This window comes from Reichenbachiella sp., assembly GCF_039941815.1.
Taxonomy (GTDB): Bacteria; Bacteroidota; Bacteroidia; order Cytophagales; family Cyclobacteriaceae; genus Reichenbachiella.
Genome location: NZ_JBDVDW010000014.1, coordinates 227351 through 254081, shown reverse-complemented (window position 1 = coordinate 254081; position 26731 = coordinate 227351). Strand labels below are relative to the sequence as shown.

Sequence of the window (26731 nt, the reverse complement as noted above, 5' to 3'; positions counted from 1 at the left end):
ATTTTGGGTAATGAGGAATTGGAATAATTACATATGGACAGCATATATAGGAATGATAGTATTCCTATGTCTGACTCGTGATTCTTACGCTCAGGAAAATACTCGAATCATATATGTGAAACTGGCAAGTCAAGGATTCGAAGGAGCTAGAACGCACGATCATGCAGATTTAAGCGCATCAGATATGGCTTCATTTCCGGGAGTGGTATCTATCGCCCCACTTACCTATGGCGGTGCGAAATCAGGAGCAAATGGTAGGGTGATCGCCCCGGTTAGTAAATATCTCGCAGGGATTCAAAAGATTAGACTATCCGAATCCATTGATCTGGAAACTTGGCTAAAAACTGTACGAGCATATAAGAACGTAATTTACGCGGAGCCAGAGCAGGAGGTGGAAATACTACTCACTCCAAATGATCCAAATGTATCCAATCAGACATATTTAGAAAAAATAGAGGCTTACGATGCATGGAATATCACCCAAGGTGATCCAAATATTGTGGTAGCCATAAGCGACAATGGAACGGACTATGACCATATAGACCTTGAGGATAAATTGGCCTTTAATACTTCTGATCCGGTAAATGGCCTGGATGACGATGAAAACGGATATATCGACGATTACCTCGGCTGGGATGTCGCAGATAGCGATAACAACCCGTATGGTGATACTCCTAGTTCCAATCCCTCTCACGGTACACTAGTGGCAGGTATAGTAGCTGCCAGCACTAATAATAATGAAGGTATGGCTGGGGTAGGGTACCATACTTCCTATTTGCCTATCAAGGTATTTAAGTCCTCCAACGGTGGTTCGAGCAATTCATACGAATCGATAGTATATGCCGCTGATCGAGGGTGTGAGGTGATTAATTTATCGTGGGGCGGAGTAGGGTTTAAATCTTCCGCTCTTCAGGATATGATTAGTTATGCAGTGCTGGAGAAGGATATGGTAGTAGTTGCTGCTGCGGGTAATACAAACGCAGATTTAGATTTTTATCCAGCCTCGTATGACTATGTACTTTCTGTGGGAATGACAGATATCAACGACAATAAGCAGGCAGGTGCCACCTACAGTTATAAAATTGATCTGATGGCGCCCGGAGGATCGATCTTTTCGACGGCCAATAATGATACTTACCAGACCAGGTCGGGATCGTCATTTGCTGCTCCTCAGGTGGCAGCGACCGCCGCACTGGTAAGAGATGTATTTCCCGACCTCAATGCGATTCAGGTGATGGAGCAGGTACGAATGACTTCTGACGATATTTACGATGTAGGGTCAAATTCCGATTATGAAGGTAAACTTGGAAAAGGGAGACTAAATATGAGACGAGCAGTGTCTGAGAATGAAGTAGGAGCCATTCGATCATTCAATTATTCATATTCAGGACCTTTTGGAGGATTGGTATTTCAAGATGATACCGTGGTGGTGGATATCAGCTTCGTCAACCTGCTCAGACCGTTGGAAAATGCTAAAGTTAACATTACCTCGCTATCCAGTTATGTAGAGGTGCTCAACAATGAAATCGTTCTGGGTGACTTGCAAACCTTTGATTCATTAAAAAATATCGAGATCAACATTCGGATGAAATCCGATTTACCAGCAGAAGAAAAGCTTGGTTTTAGGATGGACTACTCTGATAAACTCGGCTATGATGATTTTCAGTATTTTGAGTTTACCTCTGCGCCGGATTATATAGAAATGGACAACGGCATCATTGAACTTACGGTAGGCTCAAATGGTAGACTTGGGTATGCAGATGATGTTTTGGCTAATGGTATTGGGTTGAAATATAATGACGAGCGGATAGCCAACTTTATGGGAATCATGGTTGGCAATGATCCAGATTCTATCTCTGACAATATCATCAACAGCTTTTCTAGCTTTACCTGCGAAGACGATTTGGTCAGCAGTAGAAACATTAAATATGTAGAAAGTGACGACGCAGACTACTATAGCTTAGGCGTGATATCCGATGATGGGGCCGATCGCATTCACGGTTTTCTGATCGAACAGGAATACTTAGGATGGGATGACGAAGACAACAACGACTTCTTGCTTATAGAATACCGATTGACAAATACAAAGGATTTCGATAAGGACAATATGAAATTTGGTCTATATATGGATTTCAATCTTGGGGATTCTACGACCAACTTCGTTGACTGGGACGCTGCCAACAAACTTGCATATACCAGCAGCGAAGAGGAGACCGATCTCTTAGTGGGCGTCGCATTAATTACCGACCACAGCGCTATTGCCAATGCCATAGACTTGTTTGATCAAGATCAAAAAGTTGTAGATGTGCCAAGTGATTTGATCCTGGACGATCAATTTAAGTATGATTTGATGAATACTGAAAAGACCAGTGCAGGAGGAGCCTCAGGAAATGATGTTGCCCAGCTGCTGACTGCCGATTTGGAGACCTTTAGTGCCTATGGATCTGAGAAGATAGCTTACGTAATTGTATTTGGAGAAGACCTTGCAGAGCTCATAGCCAATACAAACAAAGCCAAGTCCAAATATGCAGATTTCCTGAATACTCCACCGTTGAATTATGTCGTGGGTACGTGTGAGGATGAAGATCTATACCTTGAGAATGATGATCCCATATCTGTCTACTCAGATGTGCTTGGAAGTGACCTCATCGCTAGCGGGACTCAGCTTGTGCTGGGGCCCTTTAATGATAATACCTCGTTATATTATAAGGAAATCACGGGAGGATATGAATCGGATATTTATGAAATGCAGGTGTCAATCGCTAATCCGCAAATAAATTTTAGCACGACTCCTGAGATACTTTACCTCGGCGACAATGCAACAAATGAAGTGCAGTTTCAGGATTTGAGCCTGGGAGCAAACCAGTGGAGTTGGGATTTTGATAACGGATCATTTTCTTCTGCCAAGAACCCCAGAACCTCTTTCTCTGAGGCAGGTGATTACGAAATAAGCTTCACTTCCACCACTGATATAGGGTGTACGGAGTCCATGATCAGGGATTACCAGGTTAGGGAAAGGGGAGATGCTCCTATCATCGATGATCAAATCGTCTGCGAAGGCAGTGCGGTTAGCATTTCGGCTTCTAATTCTTCTGCATTGCGTTTTTTCTATACCCAGCACAGCGACGATGCTTTTTATGAGGGGTCTGATTATTCGATTTCAGCAATCAATGAAAGCGTGACCTACTACGTGTCCTCTGTAGCCTCAGAGAATGAAAGCATCAAGGTGCCAGTAAATATTACGGTAGATCCTGTCTTGGCATCATTTAGTTACCTACCAGATACCTTGGATTTCTCTAGCGCCTCACTGATTAGAATCATAGATGAGAGCACTGATGCCTCCAAAGTCGTGTGGATAATTAATAATTCAACTCAGACTGGAGGCGACTCTTTTGTATATGACTATTCTGGGATGTCTAGTGTGGAGATTACCCAAGAAGTGCAAAGCGATAATGGGTGTGAGAGTAGTCTGACCAAAACTGTAGCCCTGACTTCATCTTCTAAAAGTGGTATTACGGCTGAGGATATTTGTGAATGGGAATATGTGACCGCAGAGCCCCAGTATGGTGATTATTTTGTGTTTTATGATGATGTGCTGAAATCAAATATAATTGAGAAAGGGAAGAAGGTTACTTTTGGACCTATCCGGACGGATACCTCATACTTTATATCCAATATTTCTAATTATTTGGAAAGTGAATTGATCGAATATGAGATAAATGTGGATGAGTTTCAAACTAAAATAATAGCTAGTCCTGATAGTCTCTATATTGATTCGGACAGGAATGCCTCATTTTCTATTGACAATACATCTGCTCTGTCCACCGAATGGATCCAGGACGACGGGCAGAAGGCGCTAGTTTTAGCTCCGACATTTACTTATCAGCAGGCAGGTCAGTATCTACTGACTGCAATATCAAAAAATGCAGGTGCGTGCCTGGATACAGCCACCATGAATTATCGCGTATTTCAAGTATTGGATGCGGATCACACGCTACAAAACCTTATCCTATTTCCGAACCCAACCACCGATCGTCTCAAGCTGAACTCTAGCACAGCATTGCGTAATCTGGAAGTCTACCATGTGAATGGCACAAAGGACAACATCAAGATCAACTATCTAAAAGATGGTGCTCTGTTATTTCTTGACCATTTGCCAAGCGGGGTGTACTTCGTTCAGGGCTTGGCAAATGAACAAGTCTTTAGGCTCAAGTTTGTAAAGAAGTAAGAACCTAGTTTTGAATCAAGGTGCCTTTTTTGAGTTTCCTCAATTCTCCTTTTGTCAATTCTTTTGCAATAATCGCTTCAGAAAACGCTGGTTTTTTACCTAATAATTTTTTTGAAAATGGTTGCGGTTCGTTTCCATCTATGTTGTAATTAATGCCCAATGATTTGAATTTTCCCTCTCCAGTATATTGATAAAGAACGGTCTGTATGTAATCCGGTTGATCAATAATTGCAATTGGCTGCCCAGGATAAACATACTTTCCATATTTCACTTGTCCCAGTTCTTGTGAAATGTTTTTGTATACCATGATGGTACCGTCTTCATGCCTGACTTCAATAGATTTTTGATCGGAAATTCTATCTAAGCCATGAAACATATTTGGCACCGCCATGACGAGCCCTTTTCGCATACAATAGACAGTGTCGCCAATTGAACTGGCGAATGAATTTTCATATATTTCATTAGATTGAGATATGAATGGTGTGAGCGTCTCTGTCATTATCGGGACTAAGTATGGAAATTTTTTATCCGGCAGCTCTTTTGGTTCCGCTATCTTAAACTTATAACTATACTGATATTGAAAGCCTTTATCTCGATTGTACTTGTAAAACTCTATAAGTCGAATTGATCCATGCGGAACTACAAATTCTTTTTCACTCACTGCTGGTCTGAGGTTTATTACATTCTTGAATAAAACAGTAACATTATATGTGTACAGGGAGCGATTTTTGGCATAAAAGAAAACCTTATCATCACGCTCTGTCACTTCAATTTCTATTGGGTGGTCAACTCTATTTTTGAAAATTGCAATATTTTCAACCCTCCGTGACGTCTGAGCCCAAATTGATTGAGTACTTAGAGAAATAGTAATAAGCAATAGAAAACTTCTCATCATCTGATTTTTCAATTTTTTATTGAGCGGCAAGATTATAGTAATAGCCAATGAATGCAATAAAATGTAATTCTTATTTGATATCGATCATAACTTAATTTAGAATATACCAAATCCTGTTCCAACCAGTGATTTAATAGTTGTGTCTTAGAAATGAATCAAAGAAAAAAACAATGAAGATTTTTCCAATGCTTTTTATTATTCTGTTGACATTTTTCTCATGTGAGGAAGCTGCACTGAATAGCCAGTCAGATACTAACCGTGTGGTAATCAGCCAGGAACAGTTCGATACCGCATGGGCTGATTTACAATCAGAAGAATCTGATTCAGATCCTTTTCAATTGAATAGTCTGATGTTCGATGGTACAAAATTGATGGTCAATGTCTCATATAGTGGAGGTTGCAAGCCGCATGATTTCCAGCTGATTTGGCCAGAATCGATGATGCTGATTATGCCGCCGAGATATACCGTCATATTGATGCATGATGCAAATGATGATTCTTGCGAAGCTTACCTCACAGAAACTCTCACCTTTGATCTTGCTGCCCTCGATTTGGGTATCACCGAGGAGGTAATTGACCAAATGGATTTCACGCTGATTAATGGTAGTGATGGAGACCAATCTCTCAAACTAATCCACTAAGTATGAAGGTGGATTAAATGACTAAATAAAATGAAATAAAGTGTAACCGATCAGGATATATAGCTGTCTTATGAAGAGTTAACTCAATAATATCAGTGGTGCAACCTTTTGAGAATGAATTGCATCTACCGGATATTATAAAACTCAAAAACTCAAGTCATGCTTAAAAATTATATCAATGTCGCAGTCAGGAACCTCCTGAAGCACAAGTTTTACTCAATACTAAATATTCTGGGATTATCAATTGGTCTAACCTGCTTTATGATGATCTCACTCTTCGTTTTGGACGAACTGTCCTTTGATCGATTCCATTCAGGATCAGAAAACATTTATCGAATAGATTTTCAAGCCAAACTCAATGGCTCAGATCACATTTCCTGCAGAGTCGGAGCGCCGGCTGCACAGGCCATACTAAATGACTATCCTATTGTCGAGGATGCAATTCGAATGTCGGCTACCGGTAACTGGTTCATAAAAGAGAAGGGATTTGAAAAAACATTCAAAGAGGAAAATGTCATGATGGCGGATTCCAATTTTTTCTCATTTTTCACTGTGCCTATGATTCATGGCAATCCCAAAACAGCGCTGGTAAGACCCAATACCCTGGTTATGGATCAATCTACTGCAGAAAAAATGTTTGGAGCGGCAAATCCTATTGGCAAAACTTTGGTACTGGACAATACCGCAGATTATGAAATTACCGGAGTCTACGAAGACCTGCCTAAGAATTCACATTTCCGTCAAAATATTATCCTGTCTGTTGCCAGTTTCCCGCGTAGAGCAAACAGCTCCAATTGGGTGAATACTAGTTTTAATACTTATCTAAAATTTCAGAAGGGCATTTCTTCTGAGCAATTGGTTGCCAATTTTCCGGCTTTAATCGAAAAGTACATTGGTCCATTGATTCAAAAATTCTTCGGCCAAAGTCTTGCTGAATTTAGCGACGCTGGCAACCACGTGGGCTTCTCTCTATTTCCCCTAGAGGATATTCATTTGTATTCCGACCAGGATGGAGAGCTTGGTGCCAACAGTGACGTCAGCTACGTATACATTTTTTCGGCGGTAGCCTTATTTATTTTACTCCTTGCCTGTATCAATTTCATGAATTTGGCTACGGCTCGTTCGGCTAGTCGGGCTAAAGAAGTAGGAGTGAGGAAAGTGATGGGAGCTCTTAAAAATCAGCTTGTTTATCAATTCATAGCTGAGGCGCTGGTCATTAGTTTTATCTCCATTGTCCTTGCTTATTTGCTAACCATGCTATTCATGGGCTCATTCAACGAGTTGGCCTCTAAGGAATTAGCCGTACTGCAGCTATTTGAAGCGAGCTATATCTTCTATATGCTGATGATCATGCTTGTGGTAGGGCTATTTGCCGGGAGTTATCCAGCGTTCTATTTATCCAGATTTCAACCGGCAGAGGTGCTCAAGGGTAAGGTCAGAATGGGAATGAAAAGTGGAGTTTTGAGAAGTCTACTCGTCGTATTTCAGTTTAGTATCTCTATTATATTAATGATAGGTACTGCTGTGGTTTTTGATCAGCTTTCATTTATTCAGAATAAAAAACTAGGGTTTAATAAAGATCAGATTTTGATGGTAGAAGATGCCTGGATTCTAGATAATAAGGTAGAGACTTTCAAGAATGAAGTAAAAAGAAATATTAATGTAGAAGGAGCGACAGTGACAGGTTTTACTCCGGTAGGTGGAAATACTGGTGGCGATTTGTTTTTTAAAACGCCAACGGGAGAAGCGGATATGAGTATGGTGTTGGATATAGCTACCGTAGATCACGATTTCGCAGAGACTCTGGATATTAAAATGGCTGAGGGTAGATTTTTCTCAAGGGAATTCCTGTCCGACAGTACGGGAGTAGTGCTGAACGCAGCTGCTGCAAAGATTTTCGGATATGAGCACCCAGTAGGTGACAAACTTTATACCTACGGCGGCAGTCAGGAGGAGCCCATAGTGGTGGACCTGAGGATCATTGGAGTAGTTGAGGATTTTCACTATAAGTCTTTAAGAGACAATATCACTCCACTTGTATTTATGCTGGGCAACTCTACAGGAACGGCGATGTTCAAAGTGAATACTCAAAATATTCAAAGTACCGTGGCTTCGATTGAGAATACCTGGTCTGAGATTGCCCCAGGGCAACCTTTCTCATACAGTTTTATGGATCAAAAATTTGACAGTATGTATGAGGCTGAGCAAAAAATAGGTCAGATCTTTAGCGTATTTGCAGGGTTGGGCATATTGATAGCGTGTTTAGGGTTGTTTGGGTTAGCATCCTTTACCGCCGAGCAAAAAACAAAAGAAATAGGGATTAGAAAGGCCATGGGAGCGTCGATTTCGGGAATCGTCCTGATGCTGTCCAAAAACTTCCTAAAGCTGGTCGGCATATCATTTATACTAGCCGTGCCTGCAGCATATTATGCTATGGGTTATTGGTTAGAAGATTTTGCCTATCGTACGGATATCAAGCCGCTCACATTTGTAGTGGTAGGCGTAGTCGCGCTTGCGATCGCCTGGCTCACCATGGGGTTTCAGTCCTGGAAGGCCGCAAGGATGAATCCGACACAATCCTTGAGAGAAGAATAAGCATTGATTTCAAGTTGAGTTATAAGCCACACCGAAAGGTGTGGCTTTCTTTATTGCGGCAAATCCGGAATGCCTATATTCATAAGTGCATCACCACGGTTTACAACAGGATTGTTGTTTATAGATAATACATATCCGCTTGTCTGACTTTTCATCGGATGTTCGAATTCGCCAAAAGGCCCGGTAATTAATCCAACCACATTTCCTTTTTTCACCTCTTCTCCTGGGCGAAAGAAGGAATGATATATGCCGCCGGCTCGAGCTCTTAACCAGGTGGATTTTTTTATCATCAAACTTGGTATATTGATTTCAGGAGCATCATTGCGCATTTTCAGGTGTTTCATTACCCGTAGCAATCCATTGACTCCCTCGTCGATGGCGTTTTTTCTAAGCCTTAGTGATTCTCCACCTTCGTACACCAGAATAGATTTTCCTTGATTGGCGGCTTCTTTTCTAAATGACTTCTCACGAAAAGGTGAATTAATTATAAAGCGTGGAGCAAAGGCCTGAGCCAACTCTAAATTCATTGGATCCCCAAGCATGGCTCTGATCTGAGGGTAGTTGTTGATTCTAGCGCCTCCCGTATGAAAATCAATACCATGATCGATTAAAGGAAGTATGTCTTGTGAAAGTCTATAAGCCAGCTGGCTTGCAAGTGATCCGTTTTTTGTCCCTGGAAACGACCTGTTGATGTCCTTGCCACCATCAGTCACTTGTCTTGAGAAGTGGATAAACCCATAGATATTGAGTATTGGAATGCAGATCGTTGTACCGATTAGTGGCTTGTTGTATCCTTTTGCTACAATCCGTCGCACGATTTCAATTCCATTGATTTCGTCTCCATGCATTCCGCCTGTGATAAGCAAGGTTGGACCTGGATTAACAGATCGACTCACTATGACAGGTATGTCAATCGGCGTACGAGTAGGCAACTTGGCAATTTGTGCATCTATCTGTTTCTCCTCACCCGCTGCAATGGTGACTCCCGCAATCTTAAAATCCTGAACGCTCATATTTTAGGCATCTACTTTTTTCCTTTTTTTCAACATTCCATTCTCAATATACTCTACTATTTTGCCAGCGATATCCACTCCGGTGGCTTTTTCAATCCCTTCTAATCCGGGAGAAGAATTTACTTCGAGGATAAGCGGACCTCTTTTGGATTGTAGCATGTCCACACCAGCTATTTTCAAGCCCATGGCCTCTGCTGCTTTCAATGCTGCAGTCTTTTCAGCTCGCTTCAGGGTTATAATATTGGCACTGCCTCCGCGATGAAGGTTGGATCGGAATTCACCTTCTTTGCCTTGGCGTTTCATCGCACCTACTACCTCACCATTTACGATAAATGCTCGTATATCTGCTCCGCCTGATTCTTCTATAAATTCCTGTAGAATCACTCTTGCTTTTAATCCCTCAAAGGCTTCTATAACAGATTTCGCAGCCTTGTTGGACTCAGCCAGTACAACACCGAGACCTTGCGTGCCTTCCAATAGTTTAATTACGACGGGTGCATTACCGACATGTTTGAGTGTGTTGTTTTCTTCTTTAGAAAAATTGGTAAAGGCCGTTTTCGGCATTCCAACGCCAGATCTGGACAAAATTTGAAGACTCCTTAGTTTATCTCTTGATCTGGTAATTGCCAATGAACTTACCGCAGAAAACACCCGCATCATTTCGAACTGTCTTACCACAGCTGTGCCATAGTAAGTTACAGAAGCACCGATTCTAGGAATAACGGCATCTATTTCATCCAGCTTCTCACCCTGAAAATAGATTGATGGCCCACTCTCTTCAATGATAATATCACACTTGAGGTGATCAATGATGATTCCTTCATGCCCACGTGCTTGGATGGCTTCTAATAATCTTTTGGTAGAGTATAAGTTTGGATTTCTTGATAGGATTGCGATTTTCATACTTTAATTTTTTTTAGTTCAAAAGATTGGTTTGTAAGCTCCACGTCTACAATAAAATGTGAGGCCAGTAGTTTTCTGCCTAGTAAGATCGGGTATTTCATCTCAGTTCTATCAGTTAAAGAAAAAGAGGTTCTGAATTTTTTACCAAACAGGACAACAGTGGTCTTGATTATATATCGTTCTTCCACGTGTCCAGATGAGCTTCTGATTTTCTTCTTGATAAAATCGGCACTGTGATATAAGTTTTCCTCACCGTTGCCAGCCAGTGGGATACAAAAGAAAATACTATCCTTTCCGTTATGATCACCATGTTCAATCTTCGAACAATGTATCGCAGAACGATTGGCGCCTGTGTCAATTTTGGCATCAATATTTTCCAGTCCAAACTCAGGTAAATCTATTTTGTCGATTCTACCAATGATTTTTTTTTTCATTACTTAACTAAACTTATATTCTTATGATAATGTACAGTAGACAAGATAGCTTACTTGAATGGTTTCTCGTTGATTAATGGATAGTTTTATCTTAGCCTAATTCTACAAGATCAACACCAGAAGAGTTGTGATCATGGCGCTTAAAATCAACTCAGCAAGAATCGGGTTTTAGTTAGCCTGGAGGGCTTCTATTTTTGATTCATCAATAGATACTATTATGAACGAGCAAGATCAAATCAATTATCAACGAGTGGCGGAGGCCATCGCCTATATTCAGACTAATTTTAAGCACCAACCTGGACTGGACGAAGTAGCCAGTCATGTGCATCTTAGTGCCTTTCACTTTCAAAGACTCTTTACCGAGTGGGCAGGAGTGAGTCCTAAAAAATTCTTGCAATACCTGAGTGTCGGACATGCAAAACAAATATTGCAGCAGCCGGAATCTACCTTGTTTAGTGCAGCCCATGATACTGGGCTATCCGGTACAGGCAGATTACATGATCTATTTGTGAATATAGAGGGTATGACCCCGGGAGAGTATAAAAATGGTGGTGAAAACCTTTCTATCAACTATAGCTACACCTGGTCTCGTTTTGGAGGTTTACTCATGGCTTCCACACCAAAGGGAATTTGCTATATGGGTTTTGTAGAAAATAAAGCCAAAACTTTTGAGGTGCTCACAAATAAATTTCCACATGCAAAATTCACAGAGCAGCTAGACGAGATTCAGGAAAATGCATTGAGAGTTTACAATTCGGATTGGGATCATATTGATCAGATTAAACTACACCTAAAAGGCACCAACTTTCAACTAAAAGTATGGGAAGCCTTGTTGAAAGTGCCCTCAGGCCAACTATCGACCTATGGTAAAATAGCTGAACAAATAAAAAGTCCCAAAGCATCGAGAGCGGTAGGCACAGCTATCGGAAGCAATCCTGTGGCCTTCTTGATTCCTTGTCACCGAGTCATACAGTCGAGCGGTGCATTAGGAGGCTATCGATGGGGAGAGACTAGAAAATCTGCAATCATAGGGTGGGAATCTGCTCAACTTGAGATGGCTCAGGCGGTGTGATGAGCAGTAGAATATTACTGAGCGAGATTGATTGGTTGTCAGTTACTGCCGATCTTAATCAAAACGGGTACGCCTATATTTCTGATGTGCTTTCCAAAGAGGTGTGTAATGAACTGATTGGCGCCTACGAGAATCCAGATCTTTACCGCAAGATTGTTGTAATGGAACGTCACCGTTTTGGGCTGGGAGAATACAAGTATTTTGATTATCCTCTGCTGTCAATTGTGCAGCAGTTGAGAGAGGATCTTTATAGCCATATCAGAGCAGTTGCTAACTTATGGCAAGGTGTTTTAAAACTAGGCAGTCAGTTTCCTGATACACATGAGCAATGGATCGAATATTGCCATAGCCAGGGTCAGATTGAGGCTACTCCATTGATTCTTAAATATGGAAAGGGTGGATTCAATACCCTACATCAGGATATGTATGGCGAAGTTTATTTTCCTTTGCAAGCCGCATTCTTCCTAAATGATCCAAATACAGATTATCAAGGAGGTGAGTTTGTCTTGACAGAGCAGGTACCCAGAGCCCAGTCAAAGGTTATGGTTTTGAAACCCGACCGGGGAGCCGTGGTAATTTTCGCTTCCAATTTCCGACCAATCAAAGGATCAAGGGGATACTATCGAGCGACCATGCGTCATGGAGTAAGTGAAGTCCGGTCTGGTAATCGGCACACGCTGGGTATTATATTTCATGATGCTTTAAAATAAACCGAATGATTGATCACACGACTCTCGACGACCTAGAACTGCATAAGCATATTAGAGCACAAAAAATAAGGCTTGGAGGAAATAAGCGATTGATGATATTTGGCACGCTGGATTGTCGCTCTGGCAAGCGAATGAAAAAGCAAAACCGTGTCTTTTTCACGAGTGAAGATGAGGCCTTAAGTGAAGGTTACAGACCCTGCGGTCATTGTATGAGAGAGAAATATAACGAATGGAAAAATGGACTTGTTTAGCGCGACTGCCCAACCCAATATTTTACCCTATGACGGTGATGTACGTTATTATGGTAAAATTCTAGGGACCGAAAAAGCACAATACTATTTAGAGAAACTGCTTCAGCAGGTCGAATGGAAGAATGATGAGGCGGTGATTTTTGGCAAACATATCGTCACCAAAAGAAAAGCAGCGTGGTATGGAGATAGCGCCTATGCTTACACCTATTCGAATACTACCAAACACGCCTTGCCATGGACCAAAGACTTACTTGCGTTAAAATCACTAATTGAGGAGCAAGTGGGTAGCAAATTCAATTCATGTTTACTGAATTTATATCACAGTGGAGAGGAGGGAATGGCCTGGCATAGTGATGATGAGAAGGCGCTTGGAAAGCATACGACTATAGCCTCGTTAAGCCTTGGTGCTGATCGTAAGTTCTCATTCAAGCATAAATCTTCCAGCCAGACACTGTCATTGATCTTAGAACGAGGCAGCCTTCTGGTGATGCAAGGAACTACACAAAGCCATTGGTTGCATAGTCTGCCAAAATCCAGGAAGGTCAAGGCGCCCAGGATCAATCTCACGTTTCGTACGATAATAGAATGACTAATTAATGTCCGTGAATCTGACTTAATAAAAAGTACTATTTTGCGGATAAAACAATTTGTCTTTGCAACCCAATATTCAAAAACTAAGTCTGGATAATCCTGAGCAGGCCGAGAAGGCTTGGAAGCTTTTTCAAAAATCCTATCGAATGGAGGCTGACCTGATCGAAACAGATGATTTTCCACCATTGAGACGTACAATTCAAGAAATGCAGTCTAGCTCCACCAGGTTTTACGGTTTTATTATTGATGGCGGCCTGGCAGGGGTGATAGAACTGAATTCTGTATCCCAAGAGCTGGATATTTGCAGTTTGGTTGTGGATCCTTATCATTTCAGAAAAGGTATTGCCAGCCAGCTGCTGGAGTTCGCCATTGAAACCTATCAGCCATCTACCTGTGTCGTCGAGACTGCCACTAAAAATTTACCGGCCATCAGACTCTATCAATCGAAAGGATTTGTAGAAGAAGAGATATGGATGACTAACTTTGATATTGAAAAAATTAAGCTCAGAAGAGCTAGTAAATAATATGACTACAACCATTATCATCACTTTTTGTTCGCTGACATTGATTGCGTATTTATTCAACCTTACCTCGGCGAAGACAAGAGTGCCCTCTGTGATCCTGCTGCTGATTGTCGGTTGGCTGATTAAGCAGGGAGTAAATATGATGGATTTTAAAATTCCCGATCTGTCTGTTATTTTACCAGTGCTTGCTACAGCTGGATTGATCTTGATCGTGCTGGAAGGGTCTCTGGAGTTGAGACTGAATAAATCTAAGCTAGGGCTGATAAAGAAGTCCTTCGTTGGGGCGATAGTACCGATGATTTTACTGACTTTTATTTTGGCTTATATTTTTCATGTGGTAGGTGGATATCCATTTCTGCAATGCATGACCAACGCAATACCCTTATGTATCATTAGCAGTGCGATTGCTGTACCCAGTGTGGTCAATTTATCCGAGTTTGATCGCGAATTCGTAATTTATGAAAGCAGCCTTTCAGATATCTTGGGCGTGCTTTTTTTCAACTTCATTCTGCTATATGACAGTATTGGAGTCACCTCTTTTGGATATTTTGGACTTCAATTGGTAGCGATTGTGATACTTTCATTTATTGCCACCATCGGACTATCCCTACTGATCAGCAGGATCGATCATCATGTCAAATTTATCCCAATCATTTTGCTTGTGATTCTCATATACACCGTACTCAAAGTGTATCACTTGCCTGCACTGATTTTCATTCTGATTTTTGGACTTTTTATCGGCAATGTTGATCGACTAAGATGGTTTGTGTGGATCAATAGATTTCATCTGGAGGCCTTAGAAAATGAAAGTATTAAATTCAAGGAGTTGACAATAGAACTTGCCTTTTTAGTGAGAGCACTCTTTTTTATTTTATTCGGCTATTTATTAGAGACTACAGATATTATCAACCTTCAAACCTTACCATGGTCGATTGGTTTTGTCGTCCTGTTTTTTGCGGTTCGTTGGATTCAAATGAAGCTAAGTAAAATTGCCCTAAAGCCCTTAATGTTCGTGGCTCCCAGGGGTTTGATCACAATTCTACTTTTTCTCAGTATAGCAGCAAATCAGCAGATTCCATATGTCAATAATTCGCTGATTATTCAAATCATCATTCTTACGGCACTGGTTATGACTGCAGTGTTAATTACAACGGAACCAACGGAAGAAGTACCAAAGGATGAGCTTGTAGAAGATTCTCTGGACAAAACTGTACGTCCATCAGAAGGATGATCCGAATGCTTTACGAATTGGGTTAGTCTTTTTTGTATTTTTTGTAATACTCCATTGCTTTAGGCAACTGAGCATTGAGATCTGAGATTCTGGTATCGTGAGAAGGGTGAGTAGACTGCCACTCTGGTGGTGCCTGTCCTCCTGATCCAGCGGCCATCCGCTCCCAAAATTTGGGTGCCGCTTTCGGATTGTATCCGGCGATGGCCATAAAGATCAAACCGATTTTATCCGCTTCAGATTCGTGAGTTCTTGAAAACTTCAACATCCCGAGTTGTGTACCCGCTCCTATGGACTGCATAAGCAATTCTTGAGTACCGGTAGGATTAGAACCCATGGCTACTTGCAGTGACCCCAAGCCAAGCTGAGCCACCATACCCTGGCTCATTCGCTCACGTCCGTGACTGGCTACTGCATGAGCTACCTCATGACCCATCACTACAGCCACACCTGTTTCATTTTTGCATATTGGCATGATCCCAGTATAGAAGGCCACTTTGCCTCCAGGCATACACCAGGCATTTACCGTGCTGTCATTGTCAATCAAATTAAATTCCCAATTGAATCCATCTAGTGCCTCACTAAAACCTTGCTCTTCAGCATATAATTCTACAGCCTTTTGTATTCTGCTACCTACACGCTTTATCATGGCAGATTGCCCTTTATTGTCAGACAGTTTTGCCTCTTTTATGACCTGCTCATATTGAGCAAAGCTCATAGGAATTATTTCATCATTCTTGACAGTACTGAGCTGTTTGCGTCCAGTGACAGGAACCGTAGCACATTGGACCAACAATAGACCGGCTACAAAAAGTGATAAGAAACTAAAATATTTCATAGGGCTTTCAGATTATCTTTTACAATAAATTATCTTCACGATTGAATAAACAAAGCTAATCAGTTTTTAATCATTTGAAGGATCTGAAAAAATGAAAATATTGGCCATAGGTAGAAATTATGCGAAGCATATCGAAGAGCTGAACAATGAGCGTCCGGATGAGCCGGTAGTTTTCGGTAAACCCGAAACCGCGATCTTGAAAAATAATGCGCCATTTTATTACCCAGACTTCTCGAATGACATCCATCATGAAGTAGAAATACTGATAAAGATTTGTAAAGTAGGTAAGAATATCGATCAAAAATTCGCCCATAAATACTATGATGAAATTGGAATTGGAATCGATTTTACAGCCAGAGATTTGCAGTCCAAAGCTAAGGCCAAAGGATTGCCATGGGATCTGGCGAAGGGTTTTAACGGATCAGCTCCTATTTCAGATTTCATTCCAAAATCTGATTTCGATCTATCCAACCTTAACTTTAGCCTTAAAAAGGACGGGCAGGAAGTCCAGTTGGGAAATACCTCGTTTATGCTATTCAACTTTGATTATCTTGTTTCATATGTTTCTCGGTTTTTTATGTTAAAAAAAGGAGATATTATCTTTTCAGGAACCCCGGAGGGAGTAGGGCCTGTGAAAATCGGAAATCGACTTGAAGCATTTATTGAGGATAAAAAAATGATGGATTTTGAAGTTAAATAGGCCGCTATTTTTTCTACTAGTTTGTCTTACGCTAGAGAGCTACAGTCAGATTGCGCCTGCCAAAGGCGATTTTATGTTTCCGGTCAGACCCAGGCAGGAAAACTATCTGGCTGGCACCATGGGCGAATTACGATCCTCTCATTTTCACTCAGGGTTAGATATTAAAACAAGTGGTATTACTGGGTTGCCGGTATATGCAGCTGCAGATGGGTATGTCCAACGTGTGCGAGTGGCCCTCAGTGGATACGGCAATGCACTCTATCTTGTACATCCTCACAACGGTACTGTGACGGTCTATGCTCATTTAAAGTCTTTTCATGAAGATGTCGCAGCATATGTAAGATCCGAGCAGTACAAAGCCGAATCATTTGCCGTGGACTTGTATCCGGAAAAAGATAAGTATGTTTTTAAGAAAGGAGAGGTCATCGCGCTGTCTGGCAATTCTGGGTCATCCTCTGGTCCTCACCTTCATTTTGAAGTGCGAACCTTGAGGCATCGCGTGCTCGACCCATTGGACTATGGGTTTGATGAAATAGTAGATAAGGAGGCTCCGGTGCTCGGGCAGGTGGCGTTTGTTACGATGGATAAACATTCCCGCGTCAACGGCATGTTTGGGCGAGTCGAATTTGATGTATTACTTGATGATCAGGGAGGTGCATATATAGCCGAAGGTATTTCACTTTTTGGCAATATTGGTGTTGAGATCTATGCCTATGACAAATTTGATGGAGCGAGAAATAGAAATGGAGTGAGGTTTCAAACTATGTATTTTGACGGCCATCCTGTTTTTGAACAAAAAATCGAACAGATCAATTTCAGCACTCAGCGCAACATTCTGGTTCATACCAACTATAAAAGAGCTAGAGAAGGAGGTAGAAGATTTAATAAACTGTATGTTGATAATGGCAACATGCTCAAGTTTTATGATACAAATTCAAAATCGGGTCTGCTGAGCATTTTTGATCCTATGGAGCATACACTTGATGTGAGATTGGAAGATGCCTATGGCAATGTCAATATGGTCAATCTCAAGATCAATGATAAGGAGTTTAGTCGAGACAGAAAGCTTAAACACACCTATGGATTGGATGCCAATGGTTATGACGTCATCGGAGATTTTTTGGAGATAGAAAGCGAAGAAGGATATTGTTCAGCAGATTTTTACCTTAATGGAGAAAAAAGATCAGTAGATATGGCCTATTACACGACCAGCAGTCATCACTTTCTTTGGGACTTGCGAGAGGGATTGCCAGACTCAGCTAAAGTGTGTGATCGAACTTACATTTTTGATTTTGCGACGATACTTCCTGTCGGATTGAAAACACAATGGCAGGGTGAGGGAATCGCAATGACGGTAACCAAAAATGCTTTGTTTGATTCCGCATATTTACAGTACCGAAAGTATGAAAATGAGCAAGGATTTGAGGTATTTGGTTTAAACAATCCGACTACGCCATTGCGTAAATTTGTAACCTTGAATGTAAAACCGAACGGGATTTATGATCTCTTAAAATCGCGGGTTTATTCGATAGGGCATAAAGGTCAACTGTCATTTGTGGGTGGTGAATGGGAAGGTGATGAGTTGGTGTTCAAAACCCGTGACCTGGTGCCGTACACCATTGCAACTGATTCGGTAGCTCCAAAAATAAGCCCCAAAAAATCTTCTGAAGGGCAAGTAAGATTCAAGATTGAAGATGAGATGTCCGGTGTACAATCCATACTCGCTACTTTGAATGATGAATGGATACTTATGAACTATGATGCTAAAAGTGGTTTGATTTGGAGCGATGAAAAAGTAGTAATATCCGGCCGTTTTACTCTAGCCGTCAAGGATCAGGCAAGTAATATTGCACGCTTTGAGGCCATTTATTAATTTTTTGGCATAATCTCTGATAATGGAGATGCGATTACCCTAATTAAATGCTGACGGTGTTTTGATATTCGGGTAATAGAGCTTAATTTCATGCGCTTATGACAAATCGGAATGAAGTCTGAGTACAATGCCGAAGACATGAAATAGGTCAACATTGGATTTTTGATTTGATCACCCCTAAAAATTTTTAAATAATGATAAGAAAAATCGGAATAGCAATAGCAGCAGTATTTTATACTGGAGTTTTATTGGCACAGCAACCTGTGGCAAGTTTCCCTTTTGAACAGTATGGAGCACATTCGTTCATTAAGGTTAAAATTAACAATTCAGAAGAGTTGGATTTTATTTTTGATACAGGAGACGGACTAACCGTTTTGAATATCAACAGAGCTAAGGAACTTGGTATGACCTCCGGAGCATCCGCCACTACCACAAGTGCAGAAGGAACTATCAGTGGTAAACTTGTAAAGCATAACGAACTGTTGGTTGGTGGTGCTGAAATCCACAATGTAAAAGTTTATGAAACATCCTTGTCGCATTTGGAGATTAGCATTGGTAGAAATATTGATGGAATAATCGGATACGATATACTTAAGAGTTATGTAGTGAGCATGAACTACGATACCAAGACGATAGAACTATACGACCCCAACGGATATAGTTATAAAGGGAATGGGAAAATGATGAGTATTAATCTGACGTCCTTTATTCCACATATCGCTGGACAAGTCACACTCAACAATGGTGAGAAGATCAAAGGCGAATTTTTTGTTGATACGGGAGCTAAAGCAACCGTGGACTTCAATACTCCATTCGTAGAATCAAATAAATTAGCTTCTAAAATCGGTGATAGCTACATCTATCTGGTAGCAGGACTTGGTGATACAGAATATGAGCATCATAGAGGTAAAGTGACGTCATTTGATTTCGAAGGATTCTCATTTTCAGATATGCCTGTAGGTTTGAGTCATGCTAAACATGGGATTCAAAATCACAAAAAAGTTGCTGGTATTATTGGCAGCGGTGTGCTGAGCAGGTTCAACATTGTATACAACTACAATGAAAAGAAAATGTACTGGGAGCCAGGCAAAACTTACAAAGATGCTTTTCCAGTTAACGCTTCAGGTATGGAACTACAATTGAGCAAGGACAAGTCGAAAGTCCTCGTGCATAAAGTATTTGAAAATAGCCCGGCATCAGAAGCCGGCATAGCGGTAGACTCAGAACTAGAAATGGTGAATGAGAAAATGGCGACAGAAATTGGCCTAGCCAACTTGAGAGAAATATTCTCACAAGATGGAGCCACCGTTACTATCACAATCGGCGGAGAGAAGACTCAAATGATTTTGAAATCTATGCTCTAGTCAACTAGGGACTTACGATATCAATGGCTTGTAATATCTTATTGCAAGCCATTTTTATTTCATCGGTTGTGATAGTCAGAGGAGGAGCTATACGCATGGAATGGTCGCAGAATAGAAACCAGTCCGATATAATACCGTCCTGAAGCAGTTGGTGAATGACTTTGTCCAGAAACTCAAAAGACTCAAACTCAACTGCCATCATCAGACCTTTGCTTCGTACACCTAAGATGCGATCATGAATGAGTAGAGAATGAAAAAGCTGCTCTTTCATCTGCACCCCATCCATCAAGCCTTCATTTTGCAATACCTGGACAGTAGCTAATGCAGCTGCAGCGCTTACCGGATGCCCGCCGAAAGTAGTGATATGCCCAAGGATTGGATCATGAGTCAGATCATGCATTATATCCTTTGATGAGATAAATGCACCTATTGGCATTCCTCCACCCATTCCTTTGGCGCAAAGTAGTACGTCTGGAACAACCCCATAATGCTCAAACGCCCAAAACTTTCCAGTACGTCCAAAGCCACATTGTATTTCGTCAAATACCAATAGCGTGCCCATCGCACTACAGCGTGCTCTTAATGCTTTGAAATAGTCAACATCTGCTAGCCTTACCCCAGCTTCGCCCTGCACTGTTTCTATAATGACAGCAGCGGTATGTTGATCAATCTGATCCAAATCCTCATGGTTTCCAAACCGGAACAGATGAGTATCCGGTAGCAATGGTCTGAAAGGATGTTTGAGATCTTCATGACCGGCAATCGAAAGTGCACCTGTAGTAGAGCCGTGATAGCCATGATGACATGAGATGATCTTGCTTCGATTGGTATGACGCTTAGCTAGCTTGATGGCTCCCTCCGTAGCTTCACTTCCAGAGTTCACCAGGAATACATTGTTTAGCGTATCTGGAAGTAAGTTTGAGATGGCATGTGCCAGCTTGACTTGCGGAGAAGTGACAAACTCTCCATAGACCATTAGGTGTAAGTGCTTGTCGACCTGATCCTTAATAGCTTTGATTACTGCCGGGTGTCGATGGCCTATTGTGCTTACGCCGATACCAGAAATTAAATCCAGATAAGCTTTACCCTCTTTGTCGTACATATATTGGCCTTCTGCTCTTTCAATTTCCAAAAGCAGAGGAAATTCGGAGGTCTGACCAAGATGATTGAGAAATAATTGTCTGTGATTCATAAATAAAAAAGCTGCTTAAATTTAATACAATTCAAGCAGCTCAGGTATTTCGTTTTTATGTTTGTCTAAGCGTTTTTTCTGGCAATAGACTTCTTAGCCGCCTCTACGATACTTTCTACACTTAATCCATACTTGGCAAGCAACTCTACAGGTTTACCGCTTTCGCCAAACGTATCGTTTACTCCAACGATTTCTAGTGGTTTTGGAGAATTTCGTGCTAGGAGAGAGGCAATGCTTTCACCTAGTCCGCCAGCAATCTGATGTTCCTCCGCCGATACCGCACATCCTGTTTTTTCTACCGACTTCAGCACCGCATTAGCGTCCAAAGGCTTGATGGTGTGGATATTGATGATTTCTGCGGAAATACCTTGCTCGGCCAATACCGCTTCTGCTTCTATAGCCAACCAAAGCATGTGTCCGGTGGCAAAAATGGACACATCAGTACCTTCTACAAAATTGATGGCTTTTCCGATCTCGAATTTTTGATTAGGATCAGTAAACATTGGCCAGGCTGGGCGCCCAAATCTTAAGTAAGCTGGACCCACATGATCTACCAGAGCAAGAGTCGCCGCTTTCGTTTGATGGTAATCACATGGATTGATTACGGTCATGTTTGGCAGCATTTTCATCATTCCTATATCTTCAAGTACCTGATGCGTTGCGCCGTCTTCTCCTAAGGTTAAACCCGCGTGGGAAGCACATATTTTCACGTTTTTTTCAGAGTATGCAATAGACTGTCTGATCTGATCATATACTCGACTGGTAGAGAAGTTAGCGAAAGTACCTGTAAATGGAATTTTGCCTCCAATCGTCATACCAGCCGCTATGCCCATCATATTCGCCTCTGCAATTCCAACCTGTACAAATCGCTCTGGAAATTCTTTAATGAAATCTCCCATTTTGAGAGATCCGATAAGGTCAGCGCATAATGCGACCACGTCTGCATTTTTTCTACCAGCCTCTACCAGCCCAGCTCCAAATCCTGATCTCGTGTCTTTTTTTTCTGTGTATGTATATTTAGTCATCTCAATCAAGATTTAGTAATCACCCAAAGTTTCATCCAGTTGTGCGAGGGCGTTTTGCAAGTCCTCATCATTAGGGGCTATGCCGTGCCATTTGTGCGTACCTTCCATGAAGTCTACGCCTGCACCCATTTCAGTTTTCATTAGAATCAGGATAGGCTTCTCTTTTTTAGATAGAGATTTAGCAAGTTTCAAATTAGACACGATGTCATCCATCTCGTTTCCATTGGCCTCTATGACCGTCCATCCGAATGCTTCCCATTTGGCTTTTAGGTCACCCAGGTCGTTGACCTCAGAAGTAGGGCCGTCGATCTGCTGACCGTTGAAATCTACAGTGGCAATCACATTATCCACCTTGCTGCTTGCTGCAAACATGGCTGCTTCCCATACCTGGCCTTCTTGCAATTCGCCATCTCCCATTAGAGCGAAGACTGTAGAATCATCACCATCGATTTTTTTGGTAAGCGCTGCGCCTATCGCGGCAGACAGCCCTTGTCCCAGCGAACCTGACGCAATACGTACTCCAGGAAGATGTTCTTCGGTAGCAGGATGTCCTTGCAGTCGCGTATTTAGTTGTCGAAATGTTGCCAGTTCTTTGACATCGAAATATCCGCTTCTCGCCAGCACGCTATACCACACAGGGGAAATGTGGCCGTTGGACAAGAAAAACAAATCTTCGCCCTTGGCATCAAGGTTGAACAACTTGTCATGTTTCATAATATGAAAATACAAGGCCACTAAATAGTCCGTGCATCCTAATGAACCTCCCGGGTGTCCGGATTGGGCGCCATGGACCATCCTGACGATATCTCGTCTGACCTGGCTGGCTATTGATTTTAGTTTTTCTATATCTGGATATTGATCCATGGCAAAGAGAATTTTTGTCGCGAAGATATAATAGAATGCCCTGAGATGCTAGATGATTTTAAAAGATATCATTAAGAATGTTTGAAAGTATCTAACCGTCCAAATAAAATGGGTAGAAAATACACCTTAGTTTTAATTTATATCGTTGATATATTCCATATTTACTAATTGTAATTAAGAAGATTAAAAGAGATTTATATGATTTTGAAGGAATTGAAGAAGATAGTTGTTGCAGGCTTTATAGGTCTCTTATCATTTTCGTCGCAGGCGGCAGTCCAAAAAGACTCCATTGCTGTCTTAGAACCTGCAGAAAAACATGTCATGGAAATAGGGCTGACCATGGATATTCTTGGTCGGTATCACTATTTGAAAATTGCCATGAATGACTCCTTGTCGTCGGTGATTTTCAACAATTACCTTACCTCATTAGACAATAGCAAAACCTTCTTTACCAAGGCAGACGTTGATTACTTCACAAAATATGAATATCAGCTCGATGACGATTTGAAAAGAAGAAATGTTGATGTTGCGTTTCAAATCTATCGGATATTCAGAGAAAGAGCCAATGCTCGAATTGCACTGGTTGAGCAATTGATATCCGAAGGTTTTGATTTCACTAAAGATGAATCGTTGGAGCTATCAGATGACGAACTGCCCTGGGCCAGCACAGACGATGAAATCAATGAAAGATGGAGAAAATCGATCAAAAACCAGGCTTTGAGTCTTAAGCTTTCTGGCAAAGATGACGTAGGGATCAAAGAGACTCTGACTAAACGATATCGACGCTATCAGAAGGGGATCAACCAGTACAACTCTGATGATGTGTTTCAGTTTTTTATGAATGCGGTGGCCTCATCTTATGATCCACACACCAATTATTTTTCTCCGATCTCGTCTGAGAATTTTAATATCAACATGAACTTGTCACTGGAAGGCATTGGAGCACGACTGACACAAAGCATGGATTACACAGTTATCAATGAGGTGATCGCCGGAGGACCTGCGTATAAGTGCAAGCAGCTGCATAAGGATGACAAAATTATCGGTGTGGCTCAAGATCAGGAGGACTATGTGGATGTAATAGGCTGGAGGCTTCAGGATGTGGTGCAACTAATCAGAGGACCTAAAGGAAGTACAGTGAGGCTGCAATATCTAAAAGGAGGAGATGAAGGTAGAATAAATGAAGTGACGCTTATAAGAGAGAAGATCAATCTAGAGGATGAATCAACCAAGGCCGAAATGATACCGATTTCCAAAGGGAAAAAGGTATATAATTTAGGCGTCATTACGATCCCTTCTTTTTATATGAATTTTGAGGACGCTAGAAATCGAGTGCCTGACTATAGAAGTGTCACCAGGGATGTACAAAAGCTGGTAGAAGACCTAAAAGCTAAAAATGTTGACGGTATTATGATCGACTTGCGCTACAACGGTGGAGGGGCGCTGCCGGAAGCTATCAATCTCACAGGACTATTTATAGATCAGGGACCGGTCGTACAGGTGAAGCATAGCAACGGCGAGATTGATGTCCAAAAAAATACCAATCCCGGTGTAGTATATGATGGCCCACTGGCTGTGTTAGTCAATAGATTTTCGGCTTCTGCTTCGGAAATATTTAGCGCAGCTATTCAAGATTATGGTCGTGGAGTCATCATAGGCGAGACCACTTTTGGTAAAGGAACAGTACAGCAAATGGCAGGGTTCAATAGATACTATCCCAACTACCCAGATAAAATGGGTAACCTAAAGTTTACACTATCCAAATACTATAGGGTATCGGGTAGCAGTACACAAAATATAGGGGTGACTCCGGATGTTGAATTTCCTTCGGCTTTTGACGCTGCAGAATTCGGTGAGAGTTCAAGACCAAACGCTTTGAAGTGGGATCAGATTATATCCTCCTACTATCAACCCACTAATACAATCTCAGAAGAGATTATCGAAAATCTTAGAGCCCTGTATCAAGAGGATCTGAATACGGATGTAGATCTTATAAATATGCAGAAAGACATTGCAAAAATGAGACAGAATCAGGATAGGAAGAAGCTTTCTTTGAACCTGAATGAGCGTAAACAAGAGCAGGACGAAAACGATAAAGAAAGTGATTTGCAAAAGAAACTTTCTGAGTCCGCTGGCAAAATCTATCAAGAGTATTCTGCCTCTGAAGAAGATCAGAAAAAACTTCGTGAAGACCCATATTTGAAAGAAGGGCTTCGGTTGCTCGCAGAACTTGTCAAATAAATTAAGAAAAATCAATTGATGAATGCATCTTCCTTTTGGATTGGCGTAGCTGTATTGCTTGGAGTAGTATTTCTTTACAACTTATTTTTTGTATTGTTCTACGAGAGCTTTCTTTTTCAAGGCGAGCCGCTATCAGAAGATTACAAGTTCTCTTTTGATTTTCAATATGAAGAAGTAGTGCTGAGTCCGGAACCTCAGGTAGCCCTGCATGGAATTCATCTAAAAAGCGATTCTTCTAAAGGGATCGTTATTTATTTTCATGGCAATAGAGGAAATGTCTCGCGGTGGGGATTGGTAGCTGAGCAAATCAGACAGTACGGATATGATGTCCTGCTTATGGACTATCGCGGGTATGGCAAAAGCCATGGAGAAAGATCAGAAGAGGCACTTTATCGGGATGCAAATTTCATTTATGATTATGCCATTGAATCATCTCAACAGCCCAATGTAATCATATTTGGTAGATCTCTCGGAAGTGCAATTGCTACAAAATTGGCATTGGATAAATCGCCTGATCAATTGATACTAGAAACGCCGATGACGCGAATTCGTGATGTTGTGCCGCTGTTGTATCGGCTACTGATTTATAAGCCCTGGATGAAATATGAATTTGATTCGGCCTCACGCATTGAGGCTATTACCTGTCCGATTACAGTCTTTCATGGTACCGATGATGCTATAGTTCCTTACGAATTAGGAAAGTCGTTATTCGACCAAATTAGCCATTCTAATAAAAAATTAGTTACAATTAATCAGGGTAAGCATAATAATTTGGATACTTTTGAGAGTTATCAGCAAGCTATAGGACGAATATTGAGGTGAATTGTTAGAAAACCCCTTGGGAGTTTGCTATAATGAAAAGGATAATTATTACAGTACTTACTAGTGTCATTTGCGTTGCGAGTCTTAGAGCTCAAGACGTGACAGTATACAATAGTCCACATAATCTGGACAACACGATCTCCAAGCTTTATTTTAGTATTGACAAAAATGGATTTTCCTATCTGAATACTACAGAGTACAAGACTAGCTCAAGAGGCGTGGATGGTACCTTCAAAGGAAGAATACAGGTGATCAGTTTTGAAACAGAAGACGTGGGTAAACTAGCTTCTTGCGAACCTACAGCGATGCTTGACATGCCATTCAAAATATTGGTTTGGCAAGAAGAAGATGATACCTTTATTGCTTTCACAAATGCCATTCATCTCAACCAACGTTACATGATTCGTGGATGCGACGAACTCATCCATAGTATCAACAAATCTCTAATTCGTGTGGTGAATGACGCAATTCGCACCAATTAACGACCATCTATTTACATAGACAGTTGTAAAGAAGTCCTGTGATTTTCCGAATACGGAGTGATCTGAAACCATTCTGAAATAATCCAAAAAGGGTGCTGAATTCTTGACGAATCCAGCACCCTCCTCAATATACAACAACCGAAGTCACTGTATACTGCCAAACTACGGTAGAAAGCCCTTCAACTTTTTGCCTCGATTTGCATCAAGACCCTCCATTGTCATCTCTCTGAACTTCGATTTGATTT

General features: G+C 41.3%; 23 protein-coding genes. 15 read left to right on the top strand and 8 right to left on the bottom strand.

Translation table 11 applies throughout. The features are described from left to right. The first annotated feature begins 52 nt into the window (after positions 1-52). On the top strand, positions 53-4228 hold the full coding sequence (locus ABJF11_RS02030; protein ID WP_348117699.1) for a S8 family serine peptidase: 4176 nt from the start codon (positions 53-55) through the stop codon (positions 4226-4228). A 4-nt stretch (positions 4229-4232) separates the two neighbouring features. On the opposite strand, the gene ABJF11_RS02025 is transcribed toward ABJF11_RS02030, so the two are convergent. Beyond that, positions 4233-5123, bottom strand: coding sequence for a hypothetical protein (locus tag ABJF11_RS02025; protein WP_348117697.1), 891 nt, complete (start codon positions 5121-5123; stop codon positions 4233-4235). A 170-nt stretch (positions 5124-5293) separates the two neighbouring features. On the opposite strand from ABJF11_RS02025, the gene ABJF11_RS02020 reads away from it, so the two are divergent. Both ABJF11_RS02020 and ABJF11_RS02015 read left to right on the top strand, forming a co-directional pair. Next, a complete protein-coding gene (locus ABJF11_RS02020; protein ID WP_348117695.1) occupies positions 5294-5764 on the top strand; it encodes a hypothetical protein in 471 nt (156 codons plus the stop codon). A 159-nt stretch (positions 5765-5923) separates the two neighbouring features. Further along, complete coding sequence (locus tag ABJF11_RS02015) at positions 5924-8359, top strand: ABC transporter permease (protein WP_348117692.1); 2436 nt, start codon at positions 5924-5926, stop codon at positions 8357-8359. Positions 8360-8409: 50 nt separating this feature from the next. On the opposite strand, the gene ABJF11_RS02010 is transcribed toward ABJF11_RS02015, so the two are convergent. The 3 genes from ABJF11_RS02010 to ABJF11_RS02000 are packed head-to-tail and all read right to left on the bottom strand — an operon-like array spanning position 8410 to position 10709. Next, a complete protein-coding gene (locus ABJF11_RS02010; RefSeq protein ID WP_348117690.1) occupies positions 8410-9372 on the bottom strand; it encodes a succinylglutamate desuccinylase/aspartoacylase family protein in 963 nt (320 codons plus the stop codon). A 3-nt stretch (positions 9373-9375) separates the two neighbouring features. Continuing rightward, positions 9376-10275: a 30S ribosomal protein S6--L-glutamate ligase gene (gene rimK, locus ABJF11_RS02005; protein WP_348117688.1), complete on the bottom strand. Its 900-nt coding sequence runs from the start codon at positions 10273-10275 to the stop codon at positions 9376-9378. Next, positions 10272-10709, bottom strand: a complete 438-nt coding sequence (locus tag ABJF11_RS02000; RefSeq protein ID WP_348117686.1) for a RimK/LysX family protein — start codon at positions 10707-10709, stop codon at positions 10272-10274. The genes rimK and ABJF11_RS02000 overlap by 4 nt, the downstream gene beginning before the upstream one ends. 217 nt (positions 10710-10926) lie before the next feature. Here ABJF11_RS02000 and ABJF11_RS01995 point away from each other — a divergent pair, with 217 nt between their 5' ends. The 6 genes from ABJF11_RS01995 (at position 10927) to ABJF11_RS01970 (ending at position 15088) form a co-directional block, all read left to right on the top strand. Then, complete coding sequence (locus ABJF11_RS01995) at positions 10927-11781, top strand: methylated-DNA--[protein]-cysteine S-methyltransferase (protein ID WP_348117684.1); 855 nt, start codon at positions 10927-10929, stop codon at positions 11779-11781. After that, complete coding sequence (locus ABJF11_RS01990; RefSeq protein WP_348117682.1) at positions 11781-12491, top strand: 2OG-Fe(II) oxygenase; 711 nt, start codon at positions 11781-11783, stop codon at positions 12489-12491. Before ABJF11_RS01995 ends, ABJF11_RS01990 begins: the two co-directional genes overlap by 1 nt. 5 nt (positions 12492-12496) lie before the next feature. Further along, on the top strand, positions 12497-12742 hold the full coding sequence (locus ABJF11_RS01985) for an Ada metal-binding domain-containing protein (protein ID WP_348117679.1): 246 nt from the start codon (positions 12497-12499) through the stop codon (positions 12740-12742). Then, positions 12729-13331 carry an alpha-ketoglutarate-dependent dioxygenase AlkB gene (locus tag ABJF11_RS01980; RefSeq protein ID WP_348117677.1) on the top strand — a complete coding sequence of 201 codons (603 nt, stop codon included), beginning with the start codon at positions 12729-12731 and terminating at the stop codon, positions 13329-13331. Before ABJF11_RS01985 ends, ABJF11_RS01980 begins: the two co-directional genes overlap by 14 nt. A 64-nt stretch (positions 13332-13395) precedes the next feature. After that, positions 13396-13857 (top strand): GNAT family N-acetyltransferase, encoded by a 462-nt coding sequence (locus ABJF11_RS01975; protein ID WP_348117675.1) that lies wholly within the window; start codon positions 13396-13398, stop codon positions 13855-13857. After that, complete coding sequence (locus ABJF11_RS01970) at positions 13823-15088, top strand: sodium:proton antiporter (protein WP_348117672.1); 1266 nt, start codon at positions 13823-13825, stop codon at positions 15086-15088. The genes ABJF11_RS01975 and ABJF11_RS01970 overlap by 35 nt, the downstream gene beginning before the upstream one ends. 22 nt (positions 15089-15110) lie before the next feature. Here ABJF11_RS01970 and ABJF11_RS01965 read toward each other — a convergent pair whose 3' ends face one another. Continuing rightward, positions 15111-15923: a M48 family metallopeptidase gene (locus ABJF11_RS01965; RefSeq protein WP_348117670.1), complete on the bottom strand. Its 813-nt coding sequence runs from the start codon at positions 15921-15923 to the stop codon at positions 15111-15113. A gap of 91 nt (positions 15924-16014) precedes the next feature. On the opposite strand from ABJF11_RS01965, the gene ABJF11_RS01960 reads away from it, so the two are divergent. The 3 genes from ABJF11_RS01960 (at position 16015) to ABJF11_RS01950 (ending at position 19860) form a co-directional block, all read left to right on the top strand. Continuing rightward, positions 16015-16623 carry a fumarylacetoacetate hydrolase family protein gene (locus tag ABJF11_RS01960; protein WP_348117668.1) on the top strand — a complete coding sequence of 203 codons (609 nt, stop codon included), beginning with the start codon at positions 16015-16017 and terminating at the stop codon, positions 16621-16623. Continuing rightward, positions 16610-18496, top strand: a complete 1887-nt coding sequence (locus ABJF11_RS01955) for a M23 family metallopeptidase (protein ID WP_348117665.1) — start codon at positions 16610-16612, stop codon at positions 18494-18496. Before ABJF11_RS01960 ends, ABJF11_RS01955 begins: the two co-directional genes overlap by 14 nt. Positions 18497-18690: 194 nt before the next feature. Further along, positions 18691-19860 carry an aspartyl protease family protein gene (locus tag ABJF11_RS01950; RefSeq protein WP_348117663.1) on the top strand — a complete coding sequence of 390 codons (1170 nt, stop codon included), beginning with the start codon at positions 18691-18693 and terminating at the stop codon, positions 19858-19860. 4 nt (positions 19861-19864) lie between these two features. On the opposite strand, the gene ABJF11_RS01945 is transcribed toward ABJF11_RS01950, so the two are convergent. The 3 genes from ABJF11_RS01945 to ABJF11_RS01935 form a co-directional block, all read right to left on the bottom strand. After that, entirely contained in the window at positions 19865-21052 is a 1188-nt protein-coding gene (locus ABJF11_RS01945; RefSeq protein ID WP_348117661.1) for an aspartate aminotransferase family protein, read from the bottom strand. Positions 21053-21117: 65 nt separating this feature from the next. Next, a complete protein-coding gene (locus ABJF11_RS01940; protein WP_348117659.1) occupies positions 21118-22077 on the bottom strand; it encodes a transketolase C-terminal domain-containing protein in 960 nt (319 codons plus the stop codon). A 12-nt stretch (positions 22078-22089) separates the two neighbouring features. After that, positions 22090-22941, bottom strand: coding sequence for a transketolase (locus tag ABJF11_RS01935; RefSeq protein WP_348117656.1), 852 nt, complete (start codon positions 22939-22941; stop codon positions 22090-22092). A 198-nt stretch (positions 22942-23139) separates the two neighbouring features. Between ABJF11_RS01935 and ABJF11_RS01930 the strand changes: the two genes are divergently transcribed. The 3 genes from ABJF11_RS01930 to ABJF11_RS01920 are packed head-to-tail and all read left to right on the top strand — an operon-like array spanning position 23140 to position 26486. Beyond that, on the top strand, positions 23140-25182 hold the full coding sequence (locus ABJF11_RS01930; RefSeq protein WP_348117653.1) for a carboxy terminal-processing peptidase: 2043 nt from the start codon (positions 23140-23142) through the stop codon (positions 25180-25182). 18 nt (positions 25183-25200) lie between these two features. Beyond that, a complete protein-coding gene (locus ABJF11_RS01925) occupies positions 25201-26004 on the top strand; it encodes an alpha/beta fold hydrolase (protein ID WP_348117651.1) in 804 nt (267 codons plus the stop codon). A gap of 32 nt (positions 26005-26036) precedes the next feature. Continuing rightward, on the top strand, positions 26037-26486 hold the full coding sequence (locus ABJF11_RS01920) for a DUF302 domain-containing protein (protein ID WP_348117649.1): 450 nt from the start codon (positions 26037-26039) through the stop codon (positions 26484-26486). Positions 26487-26731: the final 245 nt, after the last annotated feature.

What these genes read in the sequence shown, in the direction of transcription:
- ABJF11_RS02030 (WP_348117699.1), top strand. Translation starts at nt 53, where the DNA reads ATGATAGTATTCCTATGTCTGACTCGTGATTCTTACGCTCAGGAAAAT.
- ABJF11_RS02025 (WP_348117697.1), bottom strand. Translation starts at nt 5,123, where the DNA reads ATGATGAGAAGTTTTCTATTGCTTATTACTATTTCTCTAAGTACTCAA.
- ABJF11_RS02020 (WP_348117695.1), top strand. Translation starts at nt 5,294, where the DNA reads ATGAAGATTTTTCCAATGCTTTTTATTATTCTGTTGACATTTTTCTCA.
- ABJF11_RS02015 (WP_348117692.1), top strand. Translation starts at nt 5,924, where the DNA reads ATGCTTAAAAATTATATCAATGTCGCAGTCAGGAACCTCCTGAAGCAC.
- ABJF11_RS02010 (WP_348117690.1), bottom strand. Translation starts at nt 9,372, where the DNA reads ATGAGCGTTCAGGATTTTAAGATTGCGGGAGTCACCATTGCAGCGGGT.
- rimK (WP_348117688.1), bottom strand. Translation starts at nt 10,275, where the DNA reads ATGAAAATCGCAATCCTATCAAGAAATCCAAACTTATACTCTACCAAA.
- ABJF11_RS02000 (WP_348117686.1), bottom strand. Translation starts at nt 10,709, where the DNA reads ATGAAAAAAAAAATCATTGGTAGAATCGACAAAATAGATTTACCTGAG.
- ABJF11_RS01995 (WP_348117684.1), top strand. Translation starts at nt 10,927, where the DNA reads ATGAACGAGCAAGATCAAATCAATTATCAACGAGTGGCGGAGGCCATC.
- ABJF11_RS01990 (WP_348117682.1), top strand. Translation starts at nt 11,781, where the DNA reads ATGAGCAGTAGAATATTACTGAGCGAGATTGATTGGTTGTCAGTTACT.
- ABJF11_RS01985 (WP_348117679.1), top strand. Translation starts at nt 12,497, where the DNA reads ATGATTGATCACACGACTCTCGACGACCTAGAACTGCATAAGCATATT.
- ABJF11_RS01980 (WP_348117677.1), top strand. Translation starts at nt 12,729, where the DNA reads ATGGACTTGTTTAGCGCGACTGCCCAACCCAATATTTTACCCTATGAC.
- ABJF11_RS01965 (WP_348117670.1), bottom strand. Translation starts at nt 15,923, where the DNA reads ATGAAATATTTTAGTTTCTTATCACTTTTTGTAGCCGGTCTATTGTTG.
- ABJF11_RS01960 (WP_348117668.1), top strand. Translation starts at nt 16,015, where the DNA reads ATGAAAATATTGGCCATAGGTAGAAATTATGCGAAGCATATCGAAGAG.
- ABJF11_RS01950 (WP_348117663.1), top strand. Translation starts at nt 18,691, where the DNA reads ATGATAAGAAAAATCGGAATAGCAATAGCAGCAGTATTTTATACTGGA.
- ABJF11_RS01945 (WP_348117661.1), bottom strand. Translation starts at nt 21,052, where the DNA reads ATGAATCACAGACAATTATTTCTCAATCATCTTGGTCAGACCTCCGAA.
- ABJF11_RS01940 (WP_348117659.1), bottom strand. Translation starts at nt 22,077, where the DNA reads ATGACTAAATATACATACACAGAAAAAAAAGACACGAGATCAGGATTT.
- ABJF11_RS01935 (WP_348117656.1), bottom strand. Translation starts at nt 22,941, where the DNA reads ATGGATCAATATCCAGATATAGAAAAACTAAAATCAATAGCCAGCCAG.
- ABJF11_RS01930 (WP_348117653.1), top strand. Translation starts at nt 23,140, where the DNA reads ATGATTTTGAAGGAATTGAAGAAGATAGTTGTTGCAGGCTTTATAGGT.
- ABJF11_RS01925 (WP_348117651.1), top strand. Translation starts at nt 25,201, where the DNA reads ATGAATGCATCTTCCTTTTGGATTGGCGTAGCTGTATTGCTTGGAGTA.
- ABJF11_RS01920 (WP_348117649.1), top strand. Translation starts at nt 26,037, where the DNA reads ATGAAAAGGATAATTATTACAGTACTTACTAGTGTCATTTGCGTTGCG.